The following is a 20,648-nucleotide window of genomic DNA, read 5'->3' on the forward strand; positions in this document are numbered from 1 at the left end:
GACAGTCCGGAAGTCTAGTCGTCGTCCTCCACCCAGGGTCCAATGGGGTTGCCCACCCAGCGCGTTTTGTCTGGTGCGGATTCCCCGCGCATGACCAGGGAGCCTGGGCCCACGGTGGCATAACGGCCCAAGATTGCCGCCGGCAGGATCACGGAGTTGGGTCCCAACGTGGCCCCCGGCCCCAAACGCACGGTGTCCATGGCCAGCACACGGTCGTGGAACAGGTGGGTTTGCACCACGCATCCGCGGTTGATCGTGGCTGCCTCTCCCAGCTCAATCAAATCGTGTTCGGGTAACCAGTACGTTTCACTCCACACACCGCGGCCCACAGTGGCACCCATGAGTCTGAAGTAGAGGTTGAGCAGCGCCGTGCCGGGGATGAAGCGCAGCAGCCACGGTACGGCCACGGCCTCCACAAAGGCATCGGCCAATTCGCCGCGCCACACATGACTTGACCACAGGGGGTGTTCAGAGACCTTCCACCGCCCCACCAAGGCCCATTTGGCCAGAGCTGCACCCAGCACGGCCAACAACCCGCACCCCAGCAGAACGACGCCGGACACCGCACCTGCCGCCATCAGGTTCCAGTGGGCAGCCACCGCAGCAAGCGCGGCGAAAGCCAACAGGTACAGGTAGAGGTGTGCCAGCAAGGCCAGGATGCGCAAGGTTTCGATCAATCCGCGCATCACCCGCAGTCCCGTGGTGGGCTGGTAGGTCCGGGAGGAATCGACCTCGCCCGGGGTGCGGCGCAGTTTCTCCGGCGGGGAGCCCACCCAGGAGGAACCGGCCTTGGCCTTCTTGCGCCGCGGGGCTGCTGACAGCACCGCCACCAGCGATTCCTTGGGAACCTTACGCCCCGGAGCCGTCATCCCGGAATTGCCCACAAAGGCACCGCGGCCAATCTTGACCCGCTCGATGCGCAACCAGCCACCGCCTAATTCATAGCCGCCGATCAAGGTGTCATCGGCCAGGAAGGCTTGGGCACCCACTCGGGTCAGGCTGGGGATCATCAGCACGGTGGAGGCTTCAGCATCCCGGCCCACGTGCGCACCCAGCGCCCGAAGCCACCACGTGGTGGCCATCCCGGCGTAGAGCGGGAACAGCCAGGTCCGGGCCTCGTCCATGAGGCGCAGCGTGGTCCAGGCCTGAAGCGCCTGGCGGCTTTGGACGGGGTGTGGTCCGCCTGTGAGTCCGATGGCGCACAGGCGGACCAGCACAAGGATCATGAGGGCCAAGGCCGCGTAGCCCACCATGCCCGCCAGTGGCAGCCACACAGCGGCCGTGAGCACCGCCTGACCCAAGGTGGTTGTACCACTGACCGGTAACCACAGCACGGCCAGTCCCACCAGGGTGGCCACCGCAGGCAGGCACGCGATCATCACCGCCGTGAGTCCGTACAACACCGTGAACACCGGACGAGACGCGGGCCGATCCCCCCAGGGACCGCGGGCATCTCCGATCGGGGCTGCAGGGCATCCGGACCAGCGCTCCTGGCTCTCCACCGTGCCAAAAACCGTGGAGCCGGGAGCCACTTCAGCACCGGCGCCAATGCGAGCGCCGGGGGTCAACGTGGAGCGAGCACCAACCCGGGCCTGCTTGCCCACCGTGATCTGACCGATGTGGACGGTGGCGCCGTCGATCCAGTGACCTTGAAGGTCCACTTCTGGTTCCACGGACGCCCCGGCCCCGAGTTTCAGCAGACCGGTCACGGGGGGCACGGCATGGAGGTCGACGTCGCGGCCCACCTGGCAGCCCAGCATCCTTGCGTACCAGCGGATCATGCCGGCTGCACCGATGGTGCCAACCCCCATTTCATCCACCCAGCGTTCAGCCAGCCACAGTCGCAGGTGGATCTTGCCGCCGCGGGGATAGCGCCCCGGACCCACCCCGGCCAGGATGCCCCGGGCTCCCCCTGCGGCCACCATCAGGCGTCCCGGTGGGGAGATCAGCAGGACCCAGCCGACCACCAACAGCCACCAGGGCACCAGGCCCACGGTTTGACCGGGCAGCGTCCAGCCCAAGAGGTCTGCCACCTTGACGCCCACGGCCAGCCAGAGCAGGAGCCGCAGACCCCCTACGGTGCGTAGCGCCAGCAGGGCCGCTGTCTGCCCGATCTGGGTTTTGGGCGGAACCGGGTTGACGTGCTCGTTCAGACGACCCACGGGGCTGTCCGAGGCATCCAGCCACGCGGCGAAATCATGGAGCTGCGGGTGTTCGTAGACGTCAGCCACCGTGGCGTTGACGTGGCGTTCCCGCACCCGGGCGATGATCTGAGCTGCCGTGAGGGACCCACCTCCCAGGGCAAAAAAGTCCTCCTCGGCAGTGCTCGGGCGTGAGCCCAACACGTCCTTCCAGATCTCCCCGAGCCATGCGGCGGTCTCCCCCAGCTCCCCGGAGGCGGTCGCGCCGTCGTCGGGAAGCGGCCAGGGTAAGGCGTCACGGTCGATCTTGCCGCTGGTTCGGGTGGGGAGGTCATCCACCACGGCCAGGCGCGGCACCAGGGCGGCGGGCATGTCCGCCCGTAGTGTCTCCAGGCCGGCTGCGCGGTCGAAGGTGTCATCCACGGTCAGATAGCCCACGATCAGCGAGTTGCCGCTGGCGGTCTTGCGCACCGCTGCGGCGGCACCCACCACCCCGGGCAGTGCCAGCAGGGCGGCGTCGATCTCCCCCAGTTCAATGCGGCGACCACCCACCTTGACCTGGTCATCGGCGCGGCCTTTGAACAGCAGCCCGGCGGGATCGTTGACCACCACATCGCCTGAGCGGTACGCGCGTTCCCAGCCCAGCGTGGGCATGGGGGCGTATTTTTCGGCGTCCTTGGCCGGGTCCAGATAGCGGGCCAGTCCCACGCCGCCGATGATGAGTTCCCCGCTTTCGCCCTCCGGGACGGGGTGCCCGTCAGCGTCCACCACCGCCAGATCCCAACCGTCCAGGGGCAGGCCGATTCGCACCGGAGGTTCGCCCGTGAGCTGTGCGGCGCAGGCCACCACGGTGGCTTCCGTGGGGCCGTAGGTGTTCCAGACTTCGCGGTTCTGATTGGCCAGTCGCGCGCCGATCTCCGGCGGGCACGCCTCTCCACCCAGGATCAGCAAGCGCACGTTGTTCAGGGCCTCGGCCGGCCACAGGGAGACCAGCGTGGGGACCGTGGAGACCACCGTGACCGCATTGGCCACCAGCCAGGGCCCCAGGTCCATGCCAGAACGCACCAGCGAGCGCGGTGCGGGAACCAGACAGGCACCGTGGGCCCAGGCCAGCCACATTTCCTCACAGCTGGCATCGAATGCCACGGACAGCCCCGCCATCACACGATCCCCGGGGCCGATGGGTTGGGCTTGCAGAAACAGGCGTGATTCTGCGTCCACAAAGGCCGCTGCGCTGCGGTGGCTCACCGCCACACCCTTGGGTTTGCCCGTGGAGCCGGAGGTGAAAATCACCCAGCAGTCATCGGTCAACGACGACGCCGCGGGTTGGCCAGGCTCGCGGGTTTCGGTGAGGCGGCTGGTGATCACTAAATCTGCGGTGATCACGGCGGCCGCGTGGGATTCGGAGAAGACGGTTCGGGCGCGCTCGTCGGGGTCGTCGGCGTCCACCGGGACGTAAGCGGCCCCGGCCAGCAGGGTTCCCATGATGGCCACGTACAGATCAGCGGTGCCGGAGGGGACACGCACACCCACCTTGTCACCGGGGCCAATGCCCAAGTGGTTGAGGTGTGCAGCCACTTCCCCCGCCGCGTGATGAAACTCGTCATAGGTCAGCGTGGTCCCCCCGGCATCCAGCGCCGGGGAGGTGCCGTGGCGTTGCACGGTACCCAAGAAAACATCCACCAGCGTGCGTGGAGCCGGGGCACGACCACCGGCCAGCAGCGGACTGGGCATCAGCGGACTGGGGTGGGTGTTCTGGGGTACATCCTGTGGCGAATCTGTCACGGGAGAAGTATCCCAGAGCATGGGTTGGTGCCGGGCAGATTCGCCATGACGCGCAGGTGACCGGGCGTTGACGGGAAAATTCACCGGCGGTTCAGCCTGCCGACACGCAGGGCAGGGCTGCCTTTCTTGAAGCATTCCAGAAAAGCGTGCACCATGGTGACCATGAGCACAGACACCGCTGACCATCACCCGGAGCGCACTCTGCTGCGCCATGCCGGGCTGCGGGTTACGCGGCCCCGCGTGGCTGTGTTGAGCGCTTTACGGGATCATCAGCATTCGGATGCTGCCACCATTCTGGAGGCGGTCCGTGAGCAGATTCCGGCGGTGTCTCACCAAGCCGTGTACGACTGTCTCCATGCCCTGACCCAAGCGGGTCTGGTGCGTTCTTTGCAGCCGGCCGGCTCCTCCGCGCGCTATGAACTCCGGCGCCATGACAACCACCATCACCTGGTGTGCCGCGGCTGCTCCCAGCTGGTGGACGTTCCGTGTTCCACCGGGGTTGCCCCCTGTCTCCATCTGGAGGACAACCACGGGTACCTGGTGGATGAGGCGGAGATCTACTACTGGGGGCTGTGCCCGGATTGCCGGGCGGAGAATGCCCGGGCAACCACGGCGACGTCGTCGTCCAGGGTCACCTGAGTACGCAACTTTCCAGACCCCCGATTTGTCACGATTGAAAGGAACGCAAGTGAGCACTGAAAACCTGCCCTACGGCAATGACTCCACCACCGTTGGTGAGATGACCGAGACCGAGGCCACGGGCCTGCCTTCGGAGCCCATCCATGCTTCCCCGGAGGGCAAGTGCCCCGTGGCGCACGGTGGCGCACTGCCGCACCCCACCTCCGGGGACGCCAACCAGCAGTGGTGGCCCAACCGCTTGAACCTGAAGATCCTGGCCAAGGAACAGCCGGTGATCAGCCCACACGATCCGGATTTTGATTACGGCGCCGCTTTCGAGTCGCTGGATCTGGCGGAGGTCAAGGCTGCCATTGCTGAAGTGCTGACCACCTCCAAGGACTGGTGGCCCGCTGACTTTGGCAACTACGGCCCGTTCATGATCCGTATGGCGTGGCACTCGGCCGGTACCTACCGTTCCCAGGACGGCCGCGGCGGCGCCGGTACCGGTCAGCAGCGGTTTGCTCCGCTGAACTCCTGGCCGGACAACGCCTCCCTGGACAAGGCTCGGCGTCTGCTGTGGCCGGTCAAGAAGAAGTACGGCCAGAACTTGTCCTGGGCTGACCTGATTGTGCTGACCGGCAATGTGGCTCACGAGATCATGGGCATGCCCACGTTTGGTTTCTCCGGTGGTCGCATGGACGCTTACGAACCCGAGGACGATGTTTACTGGGGTCCGGAGACCGAGTGGACCAACGGCGGTTCCGAGCGGTACAAGGGTGACCGCGATCTGGAGAACCCGCTGGCTGCCGTGGAAATGGGTCTGATCTACGTCAACCCGGAGGGCCCGGAAGGCGAACCCGATCCCATCAAGTCCGCACGGGACATCCGCGACACCTTTGGCCGCATGGGGATGAACGATGAGGAGACCGTGGCCCTGATTGCCGGTGGTCACACGTTCGGCAAGACCCACGGTGCGGCTGAAGTTCCGGACCATGTTGGTCCAGAGCCCGAGGCTGCCCCGTTGGAGCAGATGGGTCTGGGCTGGAAGTCCTCTTACGGCTCCGGTTCCGGCCGGGATGCCATCACCTCCGGCCTGGAAGTGACCTGGACCTACCACCCCACCCGCTGGGACAACGAGTTCTTCCACATCCTCTACGCCTACGAGTGGGAGCTGTTCCACTCCCCCGCCGGTGCCCAGCAGTGGCGTCCGGTCAACGGTGGCGGTTCGGACATGGTTCCGGAGGCCGACGGCAACGGGCGGCGTGAGCCGCGCATGCTGACCTCCGACTTGGCGCTGCGTTTTGATCCTGCCTACGATGCCGTTTCTCGGCGGTTCAAGGACGATTTTGCGGCGTTCCAGGATGCGTACTCCCGTGCCTGGTTCAAGCTGACGCACCGTGACATGGGACCGTTGGCTCGCCACTTGGGCGCCGAGGTTCCCTCCGAGGAACTGGTGTGGATGGATCCGATTCCGGCCGCACCGTCCGTGCCGGGTGCTTCTGAGGTGTCCGCTGTGAAGGAGGCCGTGGCTGGTGCCGGGCTGTCCGTGACCGATGTGGTCAAGACTGCCTGGGCTGCTGCTTCTACCTTCCGTCATTCTGATTTCCGGGGTGGCGCCAACGGTGGGCGTATTCGCCTGGAACCGCAGCGGTCCTGGGAGGTCAACGAGCCTGCCGTGACCGGGCCGGTGATTTCTGCGCTGGAGTCCATTGCCGCTGATCACGGGGTTTCCTTTGCGGACACCTTGGTGATCGCGGGCAACTGGGCCGTGGAGAAGGCTGCTGCCGACGGCGGTTTTGAGGTGTCCGTGCCGTTTACCGGCGGCCGTGGCGATGCCACCCAGGAGCAGACCGATGTTGAGTCCTTTGGTTACCTGGAGCCCAAGGTGGATGGTTTCCGCAACTACGATCCGCGTGGGAACAAGGAGTTCCCAGCGGAGTTCGCGCTGATTGATCGGGCCAACCTGTTGGGTCTCTCCGCTCCGGAGATGACCGTACTGGTGGCAGGCCTGCGTGTGTTGGGGGCTGTGTACGGCTCTTCTGCCGATGGTGTGTTCACCGACCGGGTGGGTGTGCTGTCCAACGACTTCCTGGTGGCGTTGACGGACATCGACACGTCCTGGGAGAAGGTGGCTGAGGGCCAGTACCGCGGTGTGACTGCCGATGGTGTTGAGCTGACCGGTACCCGCAACGACCTGGTGTTCGGCTCCAACTCGGAGCTGCGCACCGTTGCCGAGGTCTACGCGGCTGATGACGCGACCGAGAAGTTCGTGCACGACTTTGTTGCCGCATGGGCCAAGGTCATGAACGCGGACCGGTTCGACGTGAAGTGAGCTGGTTGATGGCCTGGTAAAGGCTGACGACAGCGGCCCCGCTCCTCACTTGCTGTTTCAGGTGAGGACCGGGGCCGTTGGTCTTAGATGGTCATGACCGTTTCTGGGGCAGTTTTGCCGAGCCTGGCGTCCAGGGTGAGGAGCTTGCAGCCGAGTCGACGAGCCAGAGCAACGTACATGGCGTCATAAGCAGACGTGTTGTGACGGAGTTCCCAGACATCGTTGAGGAGATCTGCCGCAGGAAGCTCATGAATCCCCAACTGCCTGAATATTTGCAGGGCTCTACGTGCTTCTTGGCCCGTGATGAGATCGCTCAAGTTCCAGCGGCGCAAGACAGAGACAACCTCGACCGTCAGGTGCGGCGGGGCCACCAGGTGTTCCTGAGCGATGACGCCAGCCATCTGGGCACCTCGATCAGTTCTCAGGAGAAGCTCGGCAATTGCAGACGCATCAACAACGAGTGTCACCGGCTTGCCCGCTCAGCGGCCAGCATGTCCTCGGCGGCAGGCAGGCTCTTGCGAGACTGAGCGGCAAGTTGGCCCAGGAGTTCGGCCCGGCTCGGAGCTTGGGCCAGACGCTCCAGCTCAGCCAGGAGGTAGTCGCTTAGCGAACGGCCCTCGAGTGCAGCCTTGGCCTTGAGTGCCCGGCTAGTGGAGTCTGAGACGTTTCGCACTTGGATGGTTGTCATACATTAAGCATACTGAACATGCACACGACATGCATCACACGCGACCGCAGAGAATCGGCGGACGCCACCGCGTCTGGTTAAACCACAGGTGCCACGCAAACGACCTCGTCACCATGGGTTTGGGCGGTTTCAGGGGGTGAGTGCAACTGCATCTCCCAGCTAGCTCCTTCCAACATACCTGCACCGATTGGTTCGATGGTCTCGAGAGTTAGGTCATTGCCGTTGGATGTGGGAAAATCCTGAGCCTGACATAAGCCCAATCCGGTGCACCTCATTCCCACGCCACGCTCGGTCCGGCCTTGTTCGAAGCGCACAGCACCCGACAAGGTGGATAAGTCGGCGTATTTGGGTCATAGAATGAGGAGTATGCACTGCGGAGGCGCTTTGGCTGCTAGCAGACGGCATTTACACCGACTATGGCGCGCCGAAGTCACTATCTGGACCTGAATGAGAGCGACGACCTCGACCAGCCCCTAGGTTGGTCGTGCTTTAGCGTTCGAAGCGAGCATGAGCGACGATGGTGAGATGGCGAGGCGGCGCAGCACGAGAGAACCCCGGATGGAGGTTGGAATGTCGATGGGTCCTACTGGAATCTGGCCAGCACGAGGGTTCTGCCTGACATCTATTGGCGAGCGGTGATCCGTGCCTGTTGGGAAAGAGGAGCTAGTGATAACGAGTGCTGGAAGTGCTGAGAACAACTTCGCCATGGGCACCCTGCGCACCACCGCGAGCCACACCATCGGCATTCCGCACCTGGTCGAGCTGCTGCGGGAAATGCCGTTTGATGCATCCGCAGAGCAATACCGCGATGCGGTCGTTGAAGGCAACGTTCTCGGTCGGCCGACTCAGGCTGGTCGGCAGCGGTCGTTCCGCCACCTACGCGAGTTGTACTTTCTCGACCCAGGCCGTGCCGAGTTCGCGGCGCTGAGGCGCTTCTGGGACATCGACCCCAGCTCACGACCACTCCTCGCGGGCCTACTAGCTTTCACTCGCGACCAGATACTTCGAGCGTCGTTCGCCGCAATCGTCGACCTCCCGGCGGGGTCGAGCGTCACGTCAGCTGACCTCACCGCTGCGGTCACAGCCGAGTTGGGTGAAGAGATGTCGGAGTCGACGCTCGGAAAGACTGGCCGCAACACGGGTGCCTCCTAGACTCAGACGGGGCATCTTGTCGGACGATCCAAGAAGGTGCGCATTGCGGTAGAGGCCCGCCCCGCAGCGATCGCCTACTCGGCTTATCTTGGTCATCTTGCTGGCGGCCGCGGCCTGAGAGTCCTCGACAACCCGTGGTCTCAGATCCTCGGGATCACCCCCGGCCGTTCATTGGAGAAGCTGCGTGATGCTCACACACAGGGGGTCCTCGACCTCCTGGTGGCAGGCAGCGTGGTCGATGTGTCGTTCCCAGCCCTAGGTGGTGAGGCATGAGTCGCGTCTCAGACCTGGTCGATGCATACAAAGCCGAGCTAGCTCTCTCCTGGAAGGACGACGTTTCCGGTGGCGAGCGTGTGTGGATGCTCGTCTACCCGCCGGACCTAGAGCGCCAGCTTCGGCACGCTTTGCCGAGCCTGGAGCTGGCGACGATTCAATCGGGGCACGGCTGGCACGTCGTGGATGTCACCGATGACTTCGGGCACTGGGTGTCTTCGCACCGCCACGCGGAGGCCTTCTTCGAGGAGCCGAGTGACCTCACGCAGTCGATCCTTGACCAATTCGAGACGGCGCTGGGGTCCCGCATCCGTGAAGCCCTCGAAGCGGCTCCCGCGAGTGCCGTTGTGGCGCTTGTCGGCATCGGGGCGATCTTTCCGTTCTTGCGGGCGTCGAGCGTGATCAAGTCAGTTGACTCTGCGGTGACAGGTCGACTTCTCGTACTCTTCCCCGGGCTTCACGAGCCGGAGACTCATTCATTCCGTTTGCTCGACGCACGCGATGGGTTCAACTACCGCGCTCGCGTCATCGACCCGCAGAAGGACCTCGTGTGACTACCAACAACAATCTCTTCGTCCGACCTCCACTCAGCTTCGAGATTCCGAACGACGGCGTGACCAACGTTGACCGGCCCGAGGACTCCAACCAATGGGACGTACTCAAGTACGAGTTGGAGAGTTTCGTCTGCGAGGGCGAGTACGAACACGGCCTCCAGCGCATTCTCGATTCGTACACCAGCCACCGCAACCGGACGACCCAGCCAGCGGTGTGGGTTTCGGGCTTCTACGGCAGCGGTAAGTCGCATCTCGTTCGTGTGCTCCAGCATCTGTGGGGTGACACGAAGTTCCCGAACGGTGCCACCGCGCGCGGCCTCACGGACATCCCGCAGGGTGTCCAGGATCAGTTGACAGAGCTGACGACGCTCGGCCGACGCGATGGTGCTGCGCCCTGGGCCGCCGCGGGTGCACTTGACCGCAGCGGCGAGACGTTGAACTCTGTGTTCCTTTCCATCGTTCTGGGCGCGGCAGGGCTGCCCACACGCATCGCGCCCGCCCAAGTTGCGCTGTGGCTGGCGACCAACGGGCACCTTGATGCCGTGCGTGACCACGTCACGGCCAACGGCGGTGACCTCATCCAAGAGTTGGGCGAGTACAACCTCAGCACGCTGCTCGCGAACGCCATACTCGCCACCGACCCGGAGTTCGCTGCATCGGCCAAGGACGTCCGTGCGGCGCTGCGCAACCAGTTCCCGCCAGACACCCGCTCGTTCTCCACGGATGAGACGATTGCGCTGCTCAAAAAGATCCTTGATTACGTCGGCGGGGGGCAGACCCCGCCATCGCTGATCGTCCTCGACGAGGTACAGCAGTACATCAGTAGCGACGGCGGCCGGGCCATGGAGGTGCAGAACCTCGTCGAGTCCGTCTCACGGGAACTCGATGGGCACGTGCTCCTCGTGGCGACCGGTCAGCAGGAACTGACGGCAGACTCAACGCTCCAGAAGATTCAGGACCGTTTCACCGTCAAGGTTGTGCTCAAGAACCAGGATGTCGACGCCGTCGTCCGGCGTGTACTGCTGAGCAAGGAGCCCGCGGCGAAGCCCGTTCTCGCCAGCACTCTAGCGTCGGTAGCCGGGCCGGTTTCTCGGCAGCTCATCGGCAGCAAGATTCAGCACACTGCCGAGGATGACAAGGACCTCGACGAGGACTACCCACTGCTCCCAGTACGCCGCCGTTTCTGGGCGAGCGTCCTTCGCCAGGCCGACGCCGGCCGCGCAGGTCAACTGCGCTCCCAGCTCCGCATCGTGCATGAGGCGAATCGGAAGGTCGCATCCGATTCAGTGGGAACCGTCGTCGGCGCCGACTTCCTGTATGCGCAGAAGAACGAGGACCTGAATGGCGCAGGGTTCCTCCTCAAGGAGACGCAGACGCTTATCCACGAAGAGGCACAGAAGGACGCTCTCCGCGGCCGCGTCCTCGGCCTCATCCACCTCATCGGCCTGCTCCCAACGTCCGGTCACGGTGACATCGGTGTGCGCGCGACGGCGGAACACCTCGTCGACCTCCTCGTCGAAGACCTCGCACATGACGGCGACCTGCTTCGACAGAAGATGCCCACCGTGCTCGACGCACTCTCCGACGAGGGCGTTCTCCAACGAGACGGTGAGGAGTATCGACTTCAGACCAAGGCCGGCCGCGAGTGGGACGAATCCCTTCGCAGGCACCACGCGCAAGTCACCGACAGTGAAGTGAGCACTGAGCGCAATTCGCTGCTGCTCGCGGAAGTCAATCGGGCGCTCCCCACAACAATCCAGCAAGGTCGCGCCAAGGAGTCCCGCAAAATCGCCCTGCACGCCGACGCCTCGTTGCCGCCAGAGTCTGAGGCAATCCCGGTGTGGCTCCGCTCTGAGTGGGACGAAGGCATCACCGCAAAGCAGTTTGACGAGGCGGCCCGAAGCCTCGGCGTCGAATCGCCGATCGTTCTCGTACACCTTCCTCGTATCCAGGCACCCGCGTTCGTCGCAGCAGTCCGCAACAAGATCGCGGCGCAGCGCGTGATCGACCAGCAGGGGATCCCGCAGGACGACGAAGGCAAGCAGGCGCGAAGCGCAATGCAGACCCGTCTCAACCGAGCAACGGACCAGGTCAACGCTCACGTCCGTGACGTGATTTCGAAGGCGTCCGTCCTCCTTGGAGGCGGGACTTCGCCAAGCGGAGTCACGCTGCGTGAGAGGATCGAAGCGGGCGCCCAGGATGCCGCCACGCGTCTGTTCCCGCGCTTCTCGGAGGCCGACGACAGTCGCTGGCCGCAGGTGATCGCCCGGGTCCGGAACGGGTCGGCCGCCGATGCTCTCAAAGCCGTCCAGTATGACGCAGACCCTGAGCAACATCGGGTGGTCAAGGAAGTGCTGAGCCACATCGGTGCGGCCGGCACGTCTGCGAGTGACGTCGAGAAGGCTGTCACCTCAAAGCCGCTCGGCTGGCCCAGGGATGCGCTTATGGCATCGCTTGGAGTGCTCCTCGATACAGGGGTGATCCGCGCAACGATCAACGGAAGCGACGCGACAACGGCCGACGTGCTCAAACAGACTCGCCTCGGCAACGTGCAGTTCCGCCGCGAGATTACGGTTCTTAAGCCCGCCGAGAAGATTCAGGCACGTCAGGTGCTTAGCACTCTCGGGTTCCCGACCGACAACGATGGGCTCATCTCAGCGGTCGAGCAGGCCGTGAAGTCGCTCTTTCAGCGCGCGAAGGACGTGAGCGGACCCGCGCCACTGCCCGACATAAGCGTGCCGAGCAACATCCAGATCATCGTCTCCAACTCTGGCAACGACCGAGTGCATGCCCTGCTGAGCGCGAAGGACGACCTCACGAGCTTCAGCAACGAGCTCGCGGAGTACGAGTGGCGGCGCAGGAGCCGGCTGCCTTCGCTGGAACTGGCTCGTTCGCTCGCCGCGTCTTCCAGGGGCCTCGCCAGCGCGACGGCGGTCCGTGACCGGCTGGACGCGCTCGACGTGAGCCGCGACCTCTTTGCTGACTCCGACCCCGTGGCACCGATCGTCAAGGACCTCGCCGACGCGCTCCGCGACGCAATCCACACAGCTGCGGCTTCACTGGCCACTGCCCGGAAGCAGGCTGTCGAGGGACTTGAGCAGCAGACAGGGTGGAACGCCCTCGACGACGCACATCGCGCAGCAATCCTTGAGGAAAACCGCCTCATGGAAGAGCAGGAGCCGAACCTTGCTGATCCGGCGGCTGTGCTGTCGGCAGCGCGGGCGCGGCCGCTCCAAGGGTGGACGGCCGAACTGGATGCGATTCCTCAGCGTGCCTCTCGCGCCTTGGAGGCGGCCTTGCGGCTCACGACCCCAGCCGCGACGACCACTACGGTCACTGTGGCAACTGCGAGCTTGAGCAGCGCCGACGAAGTTGAGCGGTACGTCGATGACCTGCGAGTGCAGCTGCTCGATGCCATGAGCAGCAACGACACGGTCGTGGTGAAGGGCTAACCATGACCACATCTACAACCACTGTGCTCAACTCAGAGCAACGCCGTTTCCTCGATACCCAGACGCAACGCGCCCGTGAGGCGGCACAGCGCGCAGCTGAGGACGCACTGCGGGCACTCGCGATTGGTGAGCCGAGTCGACCCGCTTATCTGAATGACGAACAGAACACGCTTCGCCTGGCGCTTCGAGATAAGGCTCGGCAACTTGGGGACGACACCGCACATGCGGGTGCGCCGCTCACCAACTTGATTCATGACGTGGCCTACGAACAGTGGCACCGGTTGCTGTTTGCGCGCTTCCTGGAGGTGAACGGCCTCCTGCGGCACCCCGAGTTTCGCGACATCCCGCTGTCGCTCGACGACTGCAGCGACCTCGCACCCGACCTTGGTGAGCCGGACGCGTGGGCGGTCGCCGCACAGTTCGCGTCCGAGATTCTGCCCGGCGTCTTCCGTCTCACCGACCCTGCGGTCCAGGTGCGATTCCCCGCCGAGCATCGCAACGTCCTGGAACGGCTCCTGCTGGCGATCCCTGCCGAAGTGTTCACAACTGAGGACGCACTCGGGTGGGTGTATCAGTTCTGGCAGACGGCGGAAAAAAAGCGAGTGAACGACTCGGGGGTCAAAATCGGCGGAGCCGACCTCTCACCCGTCACGCAATTGTTCACCGAGAACTACATGGTGCGCTTCCTGCTGGAGAACTCCCTCGGCGCATGGTGGGCTGCGCGTCACCCCGACTCCCCGCTGATTGAAGGCTGGGAGTATCTGCGACGCAGCGACGATGGCACGCTTGCGGCGGGTTCGTTCAACGAGTGGCCTGATCGCGCCGCGGACGTGACGGTTATGGACCCCTGCTGCGGCTCGGGTCACTTCCTGGTTGCCATGTTCGGGATGCTGTGGCGCATGCGCGCCGAGGAGGAGGGGCTGGCCACTGCCAAGGCGCAAGATGCGGTCCTGCGGGACAACCTCCACGGTCTCGAACTCGACCCACGCTGCACGCAGATCGCTACCTTCAACGTCGCCCTCGAAGCTTGGAAGCAGGGCGGATTCCGGGACTTGCCCGCTCCCCAGATCGCCTGCTCTGGCGTTCCCGTGCGTGCGTCGCGCATGGACTGGGAAAGCCTTGCGAGAGACGACGGAGAACTGCGAAAGGTGATGGGCGCGCTACACGCCCTGTTCCGCAATGCGGACACCCTAGGGTCGCTTATCGACCCACGCCCAGATGGAATGGGAGACGGTCTCTTCTCGAAAGACACGAGTGTCGGAATCGGGTGGAGACAGGTGGGCGATGTGCTCCGAGTCGCCGTTCAGAACGAGCGTCCAGCAAGTCCGGTCCTGGGCGACGCGGTCGATGACGTCGTCGCGGCTGCTGGTCTGCTAGGGCGCAGCTACACACTGATCGCGACGAATGTTCCGTATCTGGGTTCACAGTTGCAGTCAGAGAACCTCCGGGACCACATCCAGTGGGAGTTCCCCCAGGCCGGTGGCGAACTCGGGGCCGCTTTCCTTCTCCGATGGTCAGCCACTTCGGGGGCATCGAAGCACATCGCCGCAGTCGTCCCGGGACAGCTGGGGTTTCTTCGGAGCTTTGGAGAGTTCAGGAAGGATCTACTTGAGCATGCTGCCATGAGGATGTACTGCCCGCTTGGTCCACGTGCCTTCCGAGAGATCGGCGGGGAGGTGGTGCAGCCCGCGCTCATTGGCATTGGTGCACCAGCCGCCTCCAAAAGCGAGGTGCGTGCGTTGAGTGTGACTGCCGTGGAAGAAGACTCCCTTGAAGGGAAAGCTCGGCAGCTCCGCGATGGCCCGTTCGCCCTCATCGATCCGGAGTCTTGGCGTGCAAACAAGGGGATCGCGTTCAGCGCCACTGTGCAGAACTTCACCACAAGGCTGTCATCGGTTTCAACGGGCGCGGAAGGTCTATCTACCGGCGACAACGGCCGCTTTGTCCGGCATTTCTGGGAGATCAACTTCGATGGGCAGCGTTGGGCCGGGATGCAAGGCGCACCAACTGCGACCGCCCCGTACGCGGGACTTGAGTACGTCGTCCGCTGGGACCGTGGAGCCGGGGCGCTGGTCGAATCTGACGGAGCGAGAATCCAGGGACTCAATCACTTGAACCAACGCGGGGTAATTATCGGTCGTATGAGCACCTTCCGGTGCGCAATATATCTCGGGGGCCTCTTCGACAAGAGTTGCGTCATTGCAGTTCCTAGGCGCCAGGACGATCTCGCCGCTATCTGGGCATTTGCTGAGTCTGGGGAGCTTGAGCGTGCGGTACGCGCGATTGACACGAAAGTTGGCGCATCAACTGCAACTGTCCTAAATGCTGCGTTTGACGTAGACAAATGGCGCAAGGCTGTCGACGGTGCGCACATTCCGTTGCCCGAGGTCGTAAATCCATCGCAGTGGCTATTCTCGGGAAGCTTGCCGGGGTCGGCGTACCCGCTTCAGGTGGGCGTGGCGCGACTACTCGGTTTCCGGTGGCGAGACCAGCTACCTGACGCTCTCGATCAACTGGTCGACGCGGATGGCATAGCGGCGCTTACACCACTGCCAGGGGAGCCCGATCTCGCGACTCGTCTCAGACAACTGCTCGCGACTGCCTACGGCGCAGGGTGGTCCAGTGGTCTGGAACGCCAACTCGTCACCGAGGCGGGTGGCAAGAACGGGCGGCTCGACGACTGGCTCCGAGACTTCTTCTTCAACCAGCACGTCCGAGTATTCGACAACCGGCCGTTCCTGTGGCACATCTGGGATGGCCGCAAGGACGGGTTCGCGGTGATCGTTAACTATCACAAGCTCGACCGACGAACGCTGGAGAAGTTGACCTTCACGTCGCTTGGAGCCTGGATTGAGCGGCAGAAGCACGAGGCCCGCGCCAAGCGAGCGGGGGCCGATGCGCGCCTTGCCGCGGCTGAGGAGCTCCAGCGGCGCCTCAAGCTCATCCTCGAAGGCGCACCTCCCTACGACATCTACGTGCGTTGGAAAGCCATGTCCGAGCAGCCGATCGGCTGGGAACCTGACCTTGACGACGGCGTGCGCCTCAACATCCGGCCTTTCGTAGAGGCCGGAGCGCTCCGGTCGAAGGTTAACGTGCACTGGAAGAAGGATCGCGGCAAGAACCCCGATGGTACAGAGCGCCACAACGACCTTCATCCAACATTGGAAGAACGTCGTAGAGCTCGACGCGAGGCGGAGGCCGCTCAATGACCCTCGTCCGTGCCGTCGTCGCCAAGGCCCTGCGCGACGCGGCTGCCTTCAACCCGGGCGCCGCATCGGAGCCCGCCGCCGTGCTGTGGGCCGATCCCGAGCGCGCATGGGAACCAGTGATCCGCAGCCTTCAGGAGGCGGTGCCCATCCTCGTTCTCGGTGAGTACGACCCCGCAGCCGCGCGTGGTCCTGCACTCTGGCTCCGTGCCGTCCTTGCCTCACCAGACGCCATAGAACTCCCGGCGCATCTCGCCGAGCGCGGTGATCGCAACCCTTGGGTGATCTATTTACCCGGTATCAGCAGAAGCTCCGTCGCCGAGGCATCGACTCTCGACGATTCACTTTCACCGCTCGCCGAAGTGGCCGTCCGCTCAAATTGGTGGCCGTCCGCTCATCACCAGAGGCCATGGACACCCCACTCGTTCCTCGCCTCAAAGCAGGGCGCAGGCCTCGACATCCCTGGGGACGTTGCTACCAGGTCTGCCCTTACGCATGTCTTGGGCAAGCTCCTCTTCGAGAAGGTTGACGACCTCAAGCGCATGGGGAGACTCGACTCGTCGCGCCTGCACCGCCTCGTGCTTGATGACTCAGTTCGCACCCTCCTCGAATGGATGAATGATCCGAACACAGTACAGGCCTCGATTGAAGGCGCGCGATGGCAAGCCTTCATTGCCTCCTGCAAGTCGGTCTACGGATTCACCCCAGAGAAGGATGGTGCGCTCAGCGCGGCTAGCAAGCTCGGAGCACGTCAGGGCGATTGGAACGCCGTATGGCAGCGGTTTGTGGAAAGTCCCGAACGGTATCCGAATATCCCTGGTCTTCTAGACCAATCACGCCCGTCTATTGTGCCGCTCTTTGAAGACGCAGAATCTCATGCCGACTCCTGGCCGTCGTGGAATCGCGACCAGGAGGAGGCGCTCCGGACCGAGCTCCGTGCGCTGGAGACTCACCCGAATCCTGGCGCGCGCGTAAAGCAACTCGCTGCCACACACTCGGCGCGTGAAGACAGCGTCTGGGCCACTCTCGGCCAGGCACCGCTCGCGCGTGCGGTTGGGTACCTCGCCGAGCTATCGAATCGGGCATCGGCCGCAGCGCTCGCGACAGACCTGAAAACCCAGGTCGACTGGTATGGCAACGAAGGGCATGTGATCGATGACCTCGCCTTGCGGGCTATTGCTGCCGCCAAGAGCGCACAAGACCGTGCCGCAGTCACCACTGCGCTTGGCTCGCTCTATGATCCATGGGTCGACGAGCGCGCGCGGACGTTCCAGCAAGCATCGGTGAAGGACTACGGCGGTCAGGCTGGTCTGGACATCTCAGCAGGTACCGTCGTCGTCTACGTTGACGCGCTGCGCTTCGATCTCGCTTCAAGAGTGACGCGACATCTCTCGCCGTTCGCCGTTGTCGTCGAGCCAAGATTGGCCGCATTCCCGAGTGTGACACCGACCGGCCAGCCGGCGGTCGCCCCCATAGCGATCACCGCTGGCGGAGGAACCGCCTTCGACGCGGCCGACAGCCGAGGGCGCTCTCTCAAGGGGCCCATTCTGCGATCAGCGCTCGCGGAAGCGAACGTGCAGTTCCTCGAATGGGACGCCGCCGACGTTGGTGACGCGCGCGGCAAGGCGTGGACACAAACGAACTCGATCGACTCGCTCGGGCACTCCCACGGACATGCACTGGCCGATCTCGTTGACCAGCAACTCGACCTTATTGCTGAGCGGGTTCGTGGGCTGCTCGAAGCAGGATGGCGCAAAGTCGTCATCGTCACTGATCACGGCTTCCTTTTGCCTGGCCAGCCGGCGAAGAAGGTCGTGTTGCCGCTTCAGGTGACGGAAGGTGACGCGGCACGCAAGCCGCGCGTGGCGCGGTTGAAGGCCGCAGCGGCGCGCCCGGACTTTCCCATCCTGCCGTGGACGTGGGACCTGTCTGTCGACATGGTGAGTGCTCCCGGAGCTACAGCGTTCGAGGCAGGTCGCCTGTACGAGCACGGTGGACTGAGTCTTCAGGAGTGTGTGATTCCTGTCGTCACTGTGACACACGGCGACTCCGCGGGGTCACCGGCCCGGATCGAGACCGTCCGATGGACGGGACAGCGGTGTCGCATCGACTACGGCCCCGCCGAAGCCGATATCGTCGGTGAGATTCGGCTCAGCCCGGCAGACGCATCGAGCGTTGTGGGTGGCCCGAAGGCTCCCACAGAACCAGGCGAAGTCAAGGTACTCGTTGATGAAGAACAAGCCCCCGAGGGCGCCACTGCGTGGGTCGTCCTTCTGGACGCGAACGGAACGGTTGTAGCACAAGAACGAACAACGGTGGGAGGCGCCGCATGACCGACGCGATCACGCTGGACGAAATCGACGAGACCGCGGCCGCGGCATTCGAGGGGTACGTGGTCCGCAAGGACCTCGCGCAACAGTTCAAGGGTGCGTACCCCGTCCCGACTTACGTGGGTGAGTTCCTCATTGGTCGCTACTGTGCCACGACCGATCCCGAAGAGATCGAAGAGGGCCTCCAGGTCGTGCGGCGTCTGCTCGCCGACCGCACCGTTCGCGCGGGTGAGGAGGAGCTGTTCAAGTCGCGCGCACGCGAGCGCATGACAATCAAGCTCATCGATCTTGTGAAGGCCCGACTCGACGCGAAGTCGAACGCGTATGTCGCCGAGCTGCCAAGCTTGGGCCTGAGCGACGTGAGGATCGATGATGCGGTCGTGCGTGACAACGAGCGCATGCTGACTGGAGGCTTCTACGCCGAGGTGGACCTGTTCTACGACTCCGCGATTGCGGAAGAAAACAACGGCAAGCCCTTCGCCGTAGGGTCGTTGCGCCCCATCCAGCTCTCAACCCGCGACTCACTCGCACGACTGGCCGAAGGTCGCTCACGATTCACAACGCAGCAATGGAAGCACCTGTTGCTTCGATCGGTTGGCTTCGAACCCGCGCAACTCAGTGAACGCGAACAAGATGTCCTGCTGCTGCGCATGGTGCCGTTCGTGCAGCGGAATTTCAACATGGTGGAGCTCGGGCCTCGTGGTACCGGCAAGTCACACCTGTTCCAACAAGTTTCGCCGTACGCGCACCTGATTTCCGGCGGCAAGGCAACCGTCGCGCGCATGTTCGTCAACAACGCGACCGGCCAACGCGGCCTCATTGCTCAGTACGACGTGGTGTGCTTCGACGAAGTCTCAGGAGTGTCCTTTGATCAAAAGGACGGGGTCAACATCATGAAGGGATACATGGAGTCCGGCGAGTTCTCCCGCGGCCGTGAGTCCATCCGCGCCGACGGTTCGATCGTGCTTGTCGGCAACTTCGATGTCGATGTCGCGCATCAGCAGCGCATTGGCCACCTACTCTCGCCGCTGCCCCCAGAGATGCGCGACGATACCGCGTTCATGGACCGCATCCACGCCTACCTGCCCGGCTGGGATGTACCGAAGCTCAACCCGGCATACCTCACCCATCACTTTGGGCTCGTGAGCGACTTTCTGTCCGAGTGCTGGTCGCGACTGCGAGACCAGTCACGTCTCACATCGATCCAGGGCCGTGTCCACTACTCTGAGGCTCTCTCGGGTCGCGACCTGTCCGCAGTGAACAAGACGGTGGACGGGTTGATCAAATTGCTTTACCCCGATGCCGAAACCGCCATCACCGACGAGGACCTAGAGTGGGCAGTGCGCATTGCCCTTGAGTGCCGCCGCCGAGTTAAGGAGCAGCAGCGTCGCATCGGTGCTGCCGAGTTCAGGAACACCCAGTTCGGTTATCGCCTTGGCGAGGGCATCGAACAGTTTGTAGCGACCCCTGAACTAGCGAGTCCCGATTCAATCAGTATTGACCCACTGCCGCCAGGTCAAGTCTGGGCGATCTCCGAGGGGAGCGGTGACGCCGGTCCCGGGCTCTACCGGGTCGAGGCGGCCGATACACCTGGATCGGGGGGGCGGGGGCTCCTTAATCAAGCCGCACCGGCAACCCTCCGGGAAAGTTTCAAGGTAGCTGAGCAGAACCTCATCACCCAGGCGCGTTATCTTGTGGCTGACCGCGATCCGCGCGAACACAACCTCACCGCGCAGGTCCGAGCCCTGGACGCTGCCAAAACCGGGGCTGGCCTCGGCCTCCCTATTCTTCTCGCACTTGCTTCCGCAATGCTTCAGCGGTCGTTGCGTGGCGGGTTGATTGCGGTCGGCAACCTGTCTCTAGGGGGCGGGGTCGAGGCAGTCCTGAACGCCGCAGCGCTCGCAGAGCACGCGATGGAGAAGGGGGCATCTGCTTTGCTCCTGCCTGTGTCCGCGCGCCGCCAGCTCCTCGATGTCAGCGACGAGGTAGCAACGAAAGTCTCGTTCATTTTCTACAGTGATGCCCAGGACGCTCTCGTCAAGGCGCTCGATGAATGACTTGAGAAGTAACTCGACGAAGTTCAAGCCAGGCACACCCTCACCAGGTTTTTCGTGTTG

At 63.7% G+C, this 20,648-nt stretch carries 11 protein-coding genes; 8 read left to right on the forward strand and 3 right to left on the reverse strand.

Annotated elements, in window-relative coordinates; all coding sequences use genetic code 11:
* Positions 1–14 precede the first annotated feature (14 nt).
* Positions 15–3,875: a Pls/PosA family non-ribosomal peptide synthetase gene (locus Q4G32_RS11865; RefSeq protein ID WP_303351756.1), complete on the reverse strand. Its 3,861-nt coding sequence runs from the start codon at positions 3,873–3,875 to the stop codon at positions 15–17.
* A 213-nt stretch (positions 3,876–4,088) separates the two neighbouring features.
* Here Q4G32_RS11865 and Q4G32_RS11870 point away from each other — a divergent pair, with 213 nt between their 5' ends.
* On the forward strand, positions 4,089–4,565 hold the full coding sequence (locus tag Q4G32_RS11870) for a Fur family transcriptional regulator (protein ID WP_303351671.1): 477 nt from the start codon (positions 4,089–4,091) through the stop codon (positions 4,563–4,565).
* 100 nt (positions 4,566–4,665) lie between these two features.
* Positions 4,666–6,876: a catalase/peroxidase HPI gene (katG, locus tag Q4G32_RS11875; RefSeq protein WP_303351757.1), complete on the forward strand. Its 2,211-nt coding sequence runs from the start codon at positions 4,666–4,668 to the stop codon at positions 6,874–6,876.
* An 83-nt stretch (positions 6,877–6,959) separates the two neighbouring features.
* On the opposite strand, the gene Q4G32_RS11880 is transcribed toward katG, so the two are convergent.
* Together Q4G32_RS11880 and Q4G32_RS11885 are read right to left on the reverse strand one after the other, a co-directional pair.
* A complete protein-coding gene (locus Q4G32_RS11880) occupies positions 6,960–7,343 on the reverse strand; it encodes a type II toxin-antitoxin system VapC family toxin (RefSeq protein ID WP_303351673.1) in 384 nt (127 codons plus the stop codon).
* Positions 7,340–7,564, reverse strand: coding sequence for a FitA-like ribbon-helix-helix domain-containing protein (locus Q4G32_RS11885; RefSeq protein WP_303351674.1), 225 nt, complete (start codon positions 7,562–7,564; stop codon positions 7,340–7,342). The genes Q4G32_RS11880 and Q4G32_RS11885 overlap by 4 nt, the downstream gene beginning before the upstream one ends.
* Positions 7,565–8,269: 705 nt before the next feature.
* Between Q4G32_RS11885 and Q4G32_RS11890 the strand changes: the two genes are divergently transcribed.
* From Q4G32_RS11890 to brxL, 6 genes are all read left to right on the forward strand, one after another.
* The gene (locus Q4G32_RS11890; RefSeq protein ID WP_303351675.1) at positions 8,270–8,716 is read left to right on the forward strand and encodes a hypothetical protein; all 447 of its coding nucleotides are present in this window, start codon (positions 8,270–8,272) and stop codon (positions 8,714–8,716) included.
* Between the two features lie 269 nt (positions 8,717–8,985).
* Positions 8,986–9,543: a BREX protein BrxB domain-containing protein gene (locus Q4G32_RS11895; protein WP_303351676.1), complete on the forward strand. Its 558-nt coding sequence runs from the start codon at positions 8,986–8,988 to the stop codon at positions 9,541–9,543.
* The gene (gene brxC, locus Q4G32_RS11900; RefSeq protein ID WP_303351677.1) at positions 9,540–12,995 is read left to right on the forward strand and encodes a BREX system P-loop protein BrxC; all 3,456 of its coding nucleotides are present in this window, start codon (positions 9,540–9,542) and stop codon (positions 12,993–12,995) included. Before Q4G32_RS11895 ends, brxC begins: the two co-directional genes overlap by 4 nt.
* 2 nt (positions 12,996–12,997) lie before the next feature.
* Positions 12,998–16,204 carry a DNA methyltransferase gene (locus tag Q4G32_RS11905; protein ID WP_303351679.1) on the forward strand — a complete coding sequence of 1,069 codons (3,207 nt, stop codon included), beginning with the start codon at positions 12,998–13,000 and terminating at the stop codon, positions 16,202–16,204.
* Positions 16,201–18,534, forward strand: coding sequence for a BREX-1 system phosphatase PglZ type B (pglZ, locus tag Q4G32_RS11910; protein ID WP_303351681.1), 2,334 nt, complete (start codon positions 16,201–16,203; stop codon positions 18,532–18,534). The genes Q4G32_RS11905 and pglZ overlap by 4 nt, the downstream gene beginning before the upstream one ends.
* A complete protein-coding gene (gene brxL, locus Q4G32_RS11915) occupies positions 18,531–20,588 on the forward strand; it encodes a protease Lon-related BREX system protein BrxL (protein ID WP_303351682.1) in 2,058 nt (685 codons plus the stop codon). Before pglZ ends, brxL begins: the two co-directional genes overlap by 4 nt.
* The last annotated feature ends 60 nt before the right edge of the window (positions 20,589–20,648 follow it).

It is taken from the genome of Kocuria sp. (assembly GCF_030538595.1).
Taxonomy (GTDB): Bacteria; Actinomycetota; Actinomycetes; order Actinomycetales; family Micrococcaceae; genus Kocuria.